Genomic DNA, 6,967 nt, shown 5'->3' with positions numbered 1-6,967 from the left:
GTAGACGAACAGCGTCATCGCCACCGCCTCGACCACGCTCATGCCGGACTTGACCATGGCCACGCCCGTCATCAAGCCCCAGGCGGCGAGGCCCGGTGCCACCGGCGCGGTGGCCCGCATGCCTTGGCGGAACTCGGGATGCCGGTGGATCGCGCGCAGGAAGAACATCAGGCGTCGAAGCGCTGGCCGGCCTGCAGCGGGAAGCCGCGCAGGAAGTCCGCCGCGGCCAGGCGCTTGCCGCCCGGACGCTGCAACTCGGTGATCTCGAGCCGGCCCTGGTCGCCGCAGGCCACGCCGATGCCTTGCGCGTCGACAGAGACGATGGTGCCCGGCGCCACGCTGCCGCGGCCGGGCAGCGCGTGCGCGCGCCACAGCTTGAGCGTCTCGCCGCCGATCTGGGCACCGGCGCCGGGGAAGGGATCGAAGGCGCGGATGCGGCGCGCGATCGCCTCGGCGGGCTGCTGCCAATCGACCGCCGCCTCGGCCTTCTCGATCTTGTGCGCGTACGTCACGCCTTCGGCCGGCTGCGGCACCGGTTTCAGGCCGCCGCAGGCCGCCAGCTCCAGCGCCTCGACGACGAGCCGCCCGCCCAGCGCCGCCAGCTTGTCGTGCAGCGTGCCGGTGGTGTCGTCCGGCGCGATGGCGATGCGCTCTTCCAGCAGCATGGCGCCGGTGTCCAGGCCCGCGTCCATCTGCATGATGCTGACGCCGGTCTCGGCGTCACCGGCCTCGATCGCGCGGTGGATCGGCGCCGCGCCGCGCCAGCGGGGCAGCAGCGAGGCGTGGATGTTGAGGCAGCCCAGGCGCGGCAGGTCCAGCACCCACTGCGGCAGGATCAGGCCGTAGGCCGCCACCACCATCACGTCGGCCGCGGCCTCGCGCATCGCGGCCTGGGCCGCGGCGGCGTCCTCGGGGTACTTGCCGTCGAGGCGCAGGCTGCGCGGCTGCGCCACGGCGATGCCGTGCTCGAGCGCGAACTGCTTCACCGGCGAGGGCTGCAGCTTCATGCCGCGGCCGGCCGGCCGGTCCGGCTGGGTGAGCACGAGGGGAATGGCGAAGCCGGCGGCATGCAGCCGCTGCAGCGCGACCCGGGCGAATTCCGGGGTTCCGGCGAAGATCACCCGCATCAGTCGCGATCTTGCGGCGAGTTGATGAACTCCATGCCCGGATGGGCGCGCTGCACGACGCCGCGCGGATCCACGTAGACCCAGTAGAACATCGGCTCATTGCGCTCGGCCCACCGATAGGTGAGCACGTCGCCGGTGAAGCTGGCCACGTGGTCGATCTGCGCCGGCGGGCCGAACTCGCGCTCGACGTCGTCACGGGTCCAGCGACCCGGCTCGATGCGCTGGAAGTCCAGCTCGTTGAGCACCTGGCGCGCGCTCACCACGCGGCCCGCCGGATCGAGGTCGACCATGAAGGCGTAGCGGCCCAGGGGCTGCAGCGTGTACTGCAGGCGCTGGCCGCCGGCGGCCAGCGGAACCACGCGCGCGGGCTGGCCGGCGCGGGCGATCACCTGCTCGCGCGGCGTGCCGGGCGCGAGGTCGACGGTGTTCCAGGGATGGGCGCAGCCGGCCAGCACCACGGCGCAGGCGGCCAGGACGAGCGGACGCATGGAGACCTCCTTCAGACCCGCTCGGTGTCGCGGCGGGCCTTCAGCATCTTGGTCTTGATCCGGTTTCTCTTCAACGGGGACAGGTATTCGACGAACACCTTGCCCTTCAGGTGGTCCATCTCGTGCTGGATGCACACGGCCAGGATGCCCTCGGCGCTGATCTCGCGCGTCTGGCCGTCGCCGTCGAGCGCGCGCACCTTCACGGCCCGCGAACGCTCCACGCCGTCGTAGATGCCGGGCACCGACAGGCAGCCTTCGTCGCCGACCTGCGTCTCCTCGCTGGCCCAGGTGATCTCGGGATTGATCAGCACCAGCGGCTCGTTGCGCTGTTCCGACACGTCGATCACGACCAGCCGCTCGTGCACGTCCACCTGGGTGGCGGCCAGCCCGATGCCGTTGGCCTCGTACATCGTTTCCAGCATGTCGGCGACCAGGCCGCGGATGCGCGCATCGACGGCCTGCACCGGCTTGGCGACGGTGTGCAGGCGGGGATCGGGATAGGTCAGGATGGAAAGGACGGCCATGAGGTGACAGATGGGGACTGTCGCTATTTTCGCCACTTTTGTCGCCGCCGGACGGCGACGAACGGAATAAACATTGCTCAATCAAGGACTTGGGCCCAGAATCGGCTGCAACTTGTCAAGAGCGGACGCACCACAGATGTCTTCTTCCCAGCGCCTGGCAACCCGCCGCACCGTCTTGGCCGGAGCCGCGCTGATCGTGGGGGGCGGCCTGGCCCCCACGGTCCTGGCGCAGAACTTCCCCATCACGCCCGCCCAGCGCTCCACCGCCGAACAGGTGGCCGCGGCCGGCGTGCCGCTGACCGACCTGGCGCCCGACGCGCCCGAGACCTACGTCGTCAAGCCGGGCGACACGCTGTGGGCCATCTCCGGGCTGTACCTGCGCCAGCCCTGGCGCTGGCCGGAACTGTGGGGCATGAACCTGGACCAGATCCGCAACCCGCACCTGATCTATCCCGGCCAGACGCTCTACCTGGAAAAGCTCAACGGCCTGGCGCGGCTGCGCGCCGGCCAGCCGCCGGGCGGCATGCCGCCGCCCACCGAGACCGTGCGCGTCTCGCCCCGGGTGCGCATCAACGGGCTGCCCGACACGGCGATCCCGACCCTGCCGCCGCAGGTGATCGAGCCCTTCCTGAACGAGGCGATCCTGGTGGAGGACGCCAACCTGCTGGACCTGGCGCCGCGCATCGTCGCCGCGCCGGACGACCGGGTGCTGATCACGGAAGGCGACCGCGCCTACGTGCGTGGCCGCACCGGCACGCCGCTGGTGGAAACCGATCCGCGCCGCACCGAACTGTTCCGCGTGTTCCGCAACGCCGTGCCGCTGCGCGATCCGCTCACCAGCCAGGTGGTGGGCTACGAGGCCGCCTACCTGGGCAGCGCGGAGCTGGTGCGCGCCGAATCCGTCCAGCCCGTGCGCACGCCGCGCGGCAAGGTGGTGGACACCATCATCCCCGCCACCATCGACATCACCCGCGCCAAGGAAGAAATGCGCGTGGGTGACCGGCTGCTGCCGGAGCCGCCGCGCGTCTTCTCCACCTACGTGCCGCGCGCGCCGACGCTGCCCGTCGACGGCAACATCATCTCGGTCTACGGCGACGCCGTGGCGCTGATCGGCCAGAACCAGGTGGTGGTGCTCAATCGCGGCGCCGCCGAGGGGGTGGAGAACGGCCACGTGATGGCCATCCTCAAGGCCGGCCGCCAGCTGCAGGACCGCTCGGAGCCGCGCGAGCGCGCCGAGATCAAGCTGCCCGACGAGCGCAGCGGCCTGCTGATGGTGTTCCGCACCTTCGAGCACCTGGCGTACGCGCTGGTGCTGGAGATCACCGACACGGTGATGGTCGGCGACCGGGTGGCCAACCCGATCTGACATTCCCGTGCAGCGCGACGAGCTGGCCGGCTGGCTGCGCCTCGCGCTGACGCCCCAGCTCGGCACCGTGGGCGCGCGCCGCCTGCTGGCCGCCTTCGGCCTGCCCGAGGCCATCTTCGCCCAGCGCGAGGCCGCGCTGGCCACGGTCGTGGACAGCGCCGTCGCGACCGCGCTGCGCACGCCGCCGGAGGGCTTCGAGTCGCAGCTGGAGGCCACGCTGGCCTGGCTGGCGCAGGACCCGCAGCGCCGCCAGGTCCTCACCCTCGCCGACGCCGACTATCCCGCCGCCCTGCTGGCGCTCGACGATCCGCCGCCGATGCTGTACCGGATCGGCCGCACCGATGCCACTCCGCAGCGCGCGCTGGCCATGGTGGGCAGCCGCAACGCCACGCCGCAGGGGCTGCAGAACGCGCGCCGCTTCGCCAGCAGCTTCGCGCAGGCCGGCGTGACCGTCGTGTCCGGGCTGGCGCTGGGCATCGACGGCGCGGCGCACGAGGGCGCGCTGGAAGGCGCGGCCGCCGACGCCGTCGCCACCATCGCGGTGGTCGGCACCGGGCTGGACCGGGTCTATCCCGCCCGCCACCGCGAACTGGCCCACCGCATCGCCGAACGGGGAATGATCCTGAGCGAGTACCCGCTCGGCACGCCGCCGCTGGCGGCCAACTTCCCGCGCCGCAACCGCCTGATTGCCGCCCTCGGCCAGGGCACGCTGGTGGTGGAGGCGGCGCTGCAGTCCGGCTCGCTGATCACGGCGCGGCTGGCGGCCGAACTGGGGCGCGAAGTGTTCGCGATCCCGGGCTCGATCCATTCGCCGCACGCGCGCGGCTGCCATGCCCTGCTGCGGCACGGGGCGAAGCTGGTGGAAAGCGCGCAGGACGTGCTGGAGGACCTGCGCTTCGTGCTGCCGGCGGTCGCGGCGCCCGCCGCGCCCGCAGCGGAGGAACCCGAGGGCGAGGAGGGCGAGCCCGCGGGCGAAGACCCGCTGCTCGCCGCCATGGGCTACGACCCGATCGGGCTGGACGCCCTCATCGCCCGCACCGGGATTCCGGCGCCGCGCCTGTCCGCCCGCCTGCTGGAACTGGAGCTCGCGGGCGAGGTCGCGCGCCTGCCCGGCGGCCTCTACCAGCGCCAGGCACGCGCCTGAAGCCGCGCGCCCGACGCACTTTGGCAACGGGGACGTAAATCCGATGGCGCGATGGCGGCTGCTCGGTGTAGATTGGGGTTCATGTTTGAAGTGCTGGTGTTCGTCTACGAAAACTACTGGCGCGGCGACGCCTGCCCGGAGGCGCATGCGCTCGAACGCAAGTTGAGCGCCCATGGCTTCGAGGCCGAGGAAATCCACGAGGCCCTGGTCTGGCTGGATGGCCTCAACCTCGCGGCGCAGAACGTCTGCCAGCAGGCCGAATCCCAGCTCGAATGGACGCCGGAGCCGAGCGACGCCAGCATGCGCGTCTACTCGATCTCCGAGCAGGACAAGCTGGGCGCCGAATGCCTGGGCTTCATCAGCTTCCTCGAAAGCTCCGGGGTGCTCCCATCGGCCCTGCGCGAGATCGTGGTCGACCGCGCCATGGCCGTGCCGGAAGACGAAGTCGGCCTCGACGCGCTGAAGATCATCGTGCTGATGGTCTATTGGCGCTTCGGCCACGAGCCGGACGCCCTGATCCTGGACGAACTCTGCGACGACGCGGAGGACCGGATCGCGCATTGAGCGCGCAGCGCATTGCGCTGGCCATCTCGTAGGCTGGTGCTGGAGCGATAGCGAAAGCCCAGCGATGCGCGGAGGCGCTGGGCTTGGGCGCTACCGCGCGCTCAGCACCAGCCTACCAAGTCCGGCACGGCGCGTGCCCGCCAGCACCCTTACTGCAGCAACCGCTCCGGATTCGCGTCCAGCTTCGCGAGCGCATTGCGCGTGGCGCGCACCGTGAGCGCTTCCTCCTCGGTGGGCACCAGCAGGCCGGCCTGCAGGTAGGAGGCCAGGCGCCGCACCGGCATCAGGCAGCAGTAGCCGTCGCCGGCGGCGAACAGGTGCAGCTGGCGGCGCTCGCTGCACCAGGCGTACTGCACCTGGGCGATGCGGCCGTTGTGGTCCAGCGTGAACCAGTTGCCCAGCGTCAGCTCGTTGGCCCAGGCCAGCATCGCGGCGCTCGGCTGCGAGCCGCCGGCGCTGATCACCTCGATCATCGAGGCGTCGATGCCCAGCATCATCTCGATGCTTTCCTGGTCCAGCGGCAGCTCGCCGGCCGCGTCGTCGGACACGAAGTCCTCCAGGTTGGCCAGGCGGCGCGTCATCTCCTCGATGCGGGCGTGCGGGATCGCCTCGGTCTTGGACAGGAAGGCGTCGGCCAGCGTGTCGCCGATCACCTTGATGTGGTTCTCCTGCTCGCCGGCCGGCAGGCCCAGCAGGGTCATGCCGCGGCGCAGGCGCGTCAGCAGGTCCGGCAGGTCCTGGATCACCTTGGCGCGGTCGTTGCGATTCGGCTTCGCGCTGGCAGCCCACACCAGGTCGGAGGCGGACTTCTTCAGCGCCAGCGTCTCCTCGTGCTGCGGGCCGTGCTTGACGGCGGCCACGGCCAGCACCTCGGCCCAGACCTTGAACAGGAACTCGCGGATCTCCTCGCGCACCGGCACGTCGTTGAGCATCTTGCGCAGCTCGATGGTGTACTGGATCGCCATCGTCTCCTTCTGCTCCACCTGCTGCGCGACGCTCACCAGCTTCGACGTCGGGCCCTTCTCGGTCAGGTACTTGGCCAGGAAGCGCTGGAACTCGTCGTACACCAGCTGGAACACGCGGCGGCCGGTCTCGGGATACTGCTCGATCACCTGCACCACGCGCTTGACTTCGTTTTCCAGCGCGCTGCCGCCGATGGCGGTGGCGTCGAAGCCCATCACGCAGGCGCCCATGCGGTCGATCAGCTGGCGCGCCGGGTGCTCCAGCGAGCCGAAGAACTCGGGCTCGGCCAGCGCCACCCGCAGCACCGGCATCTGCAGGCGCGCGAACCAGACGCGGATGGCCGCCGGGATGCGCTCTTCCGACAGGATGGCCTGGAACATCAGGGCCACGATCTCGATGGTCGCCTTCTCCGAGGAGGTGGCGGCCTGGCGCTTCAGTTGCTGGGTGCGCTGCCGCAGGTCGAGGGCGACTTCCTCGACCGCCTCGTCGTCGAACACGACGACGTCGCCGTGCGTGATCGCCTCGTTCTGGCGCGTCTGCACCTGCGTCTGCACCTGGGTCTGGTGGTGCGTGACCGCCTGCACCAGCGAGGGCGAAGGCTGCATCGAGGCGCCGGGGTCGTAGCCGGCCACGCGGTCGCGCAGCAGGCGCTTCAACTGGCCGATCACGCCGGTCGCGCGCGCCCGGGCCCGGGCCAGCGGCGTCGTCGCCGAGGCGCCGTTGTCGGCGCCGGCAGCAGCCGTCATGGCCGGACTCGGGCCGAAGAAGGAATCGTCGGCGGCGCCGTTGGC

Annotated in this window: 7 protein-coding genes and 1 pseudogene; 3 read left to right on the top strand and 5 right to left on the bottom strand. The window is 71.1% G+C overall.

Annotated elements, in window-relative coordinates; translation table 11 throughout:
• The 4 genes and pseudogenes from VFM98_RS02175 to def all read right to left on the bottom strand — a co-directional run.
• Window positions 1-168 (bottom strand): annotated as a pseudogene (locus tag VFM98_RS02175) (branched-chain amino acid ABC transporter permease); the annotation flags it as partial.
• Window positions 168-1,127 (bottom strand): methionyl-tRNA formyltransferase, encoded by a 960-nt coding sequence (fmt, locus tag VFM98_RS02170; RefSeq protein WP_325108246.1) that lies wholly within the window; start codon window positions 1,125-1,127, stop codon window positions 168-170. The gene fmt and the pseudogene VFM98_RS02175, both read right to left, overlap by 1 nt.
• On the bottom strand, window positions 1,127-1,615 hold the full coding sequence (locus VFM98_RS02165) for a hypothetical protein (protein ID WP_325108245.1): 489 nt from the start codon (window positions 1,613-1,615) through the stop codon (window positions 1,127-1,129). The genes fmt and VFM98_RS02165 overlap by 1 nt, the downstream gene beginning before the upstream one ends.
• Window positions 1,616-1,626: 11 nt before the next feature.
• Window positions 1,627-2,139 carry a peptide deformylase gene (def, locus tag VFM98_RS02160; RefSeq protein WP_325108244.1) on the bottom strand — a complete coding sequence of 171 codons (513 nt, stop codon included), beginning with the start codon at window positions 2,137-2,139 and terminating at the stop codon, window positions 1,627-1,629.
• Window positions 2,140-2,275: 136 nt separating this feature from the next.
• Here def and VFM98_RS02155 point away from each other — a divergent pair, with 136 nt between their 5' ends.
• The 3 genes from VFM98_RS02155 to VFM98_RS02145 all read left to right on the top strand — a co-directional run bounded on the left by VFM98_RS02155 (window position 2,276) and on the right by VFM98_RS02145 (window position 5,213).
• Entirely contained in the window at window positions 2,276-3,505 is a 1,230-nt protein-coding gene (locus VFM98_RS02155) for a LysM peptidoglycan-binding domain-containing protein (RefSeq protein ID WP_325108243.1), read from the top strand.
• Window positions 3,506-3,512: 7 nt separating this feature from the next.
• Window positions 3,513-4,649 carry a DNA-processing protein DprA gene (gene dprA, locus VFM98_RS02150; RefSeq protein ID WP_325108242.1) on the top strand — a complete coding sequence of 379 codons (1,137 nt, stop codon included), beginning with the start codon at window positions 3,513-3,515 and terminating at the stop codon, window positions 4,647-4,649.
• Between the two features lie 81 nt (window positions 4,650-4,730).
• Entirely contained in the window at window positions 4,731-5,213 is a 483-nt protein-coding gene (locus VFM98_RS02145) for a DUF494 domain-containing protein (protein ID WP_325108241.1), read from the top strand.
• Window positions 5,214-5,362: 149 nt separating this feature from the next.
• Here the strand turns inward: VFM98_RS02145 and VFM98_RS02140 are convergent.
• A partial coding sequence (locus VFM98_RS02140; protein WP_325108240.1) for a DUF1631 family protein occupies window positions 5,363-6,967 on the bottom strand: 1,605 nt, incomplete at its 5' end.

This window comes from Ramlibacter sp. (assembly GCF_035706265.1).
Classification (GTDB): Bacteria; Pseudomonadota; Gammaproteobacteria; order Burkholderiales; family Burkholderiaceae_C; genus Ramlibacter.
Note: the sequence above shows the minus strand (reverse complement) of the source record. Positions and strands in the feature narration are given on the sequence as shown.

Coding starts and splice junctions, on each gene's coding strand:
- fmt (WP_325108246.1), bottom strand. CDS start 1,127: ATGCGGGTGATCTTCGCCGGAACCCCGGAATTCGCCCGGGTCGCGCTG.
- VFM98_RS02165 (WP_325108245.1), bottom strand. CDS start 1,615: ATGCGTCCGCTCGTCCTGGCCGCCTGCGCCGTGGTGCTGGCCGGCTGC.
- VFM98_RS02155 (WP_325108243.1), top strand. CDS start 2,276: ATGTCTTCTTCCCAGCGCCTGGCAACCCGCCGCACCGTCTTGGCCGGA.
- def (WP_325108244.1), bottom strand. CDS start 2,139: ATGGCCGTCCTTTCCATCCTGACCTATCCCGATCCCCGCCTGCACACC.
- VFM98_RS02145 (WP_325108241.1), top strand. CDS start 4,731: ATGTTTGAAGTGCTGGTGTTCGTCTACGAAAACTACTGGCGCGGCGAC.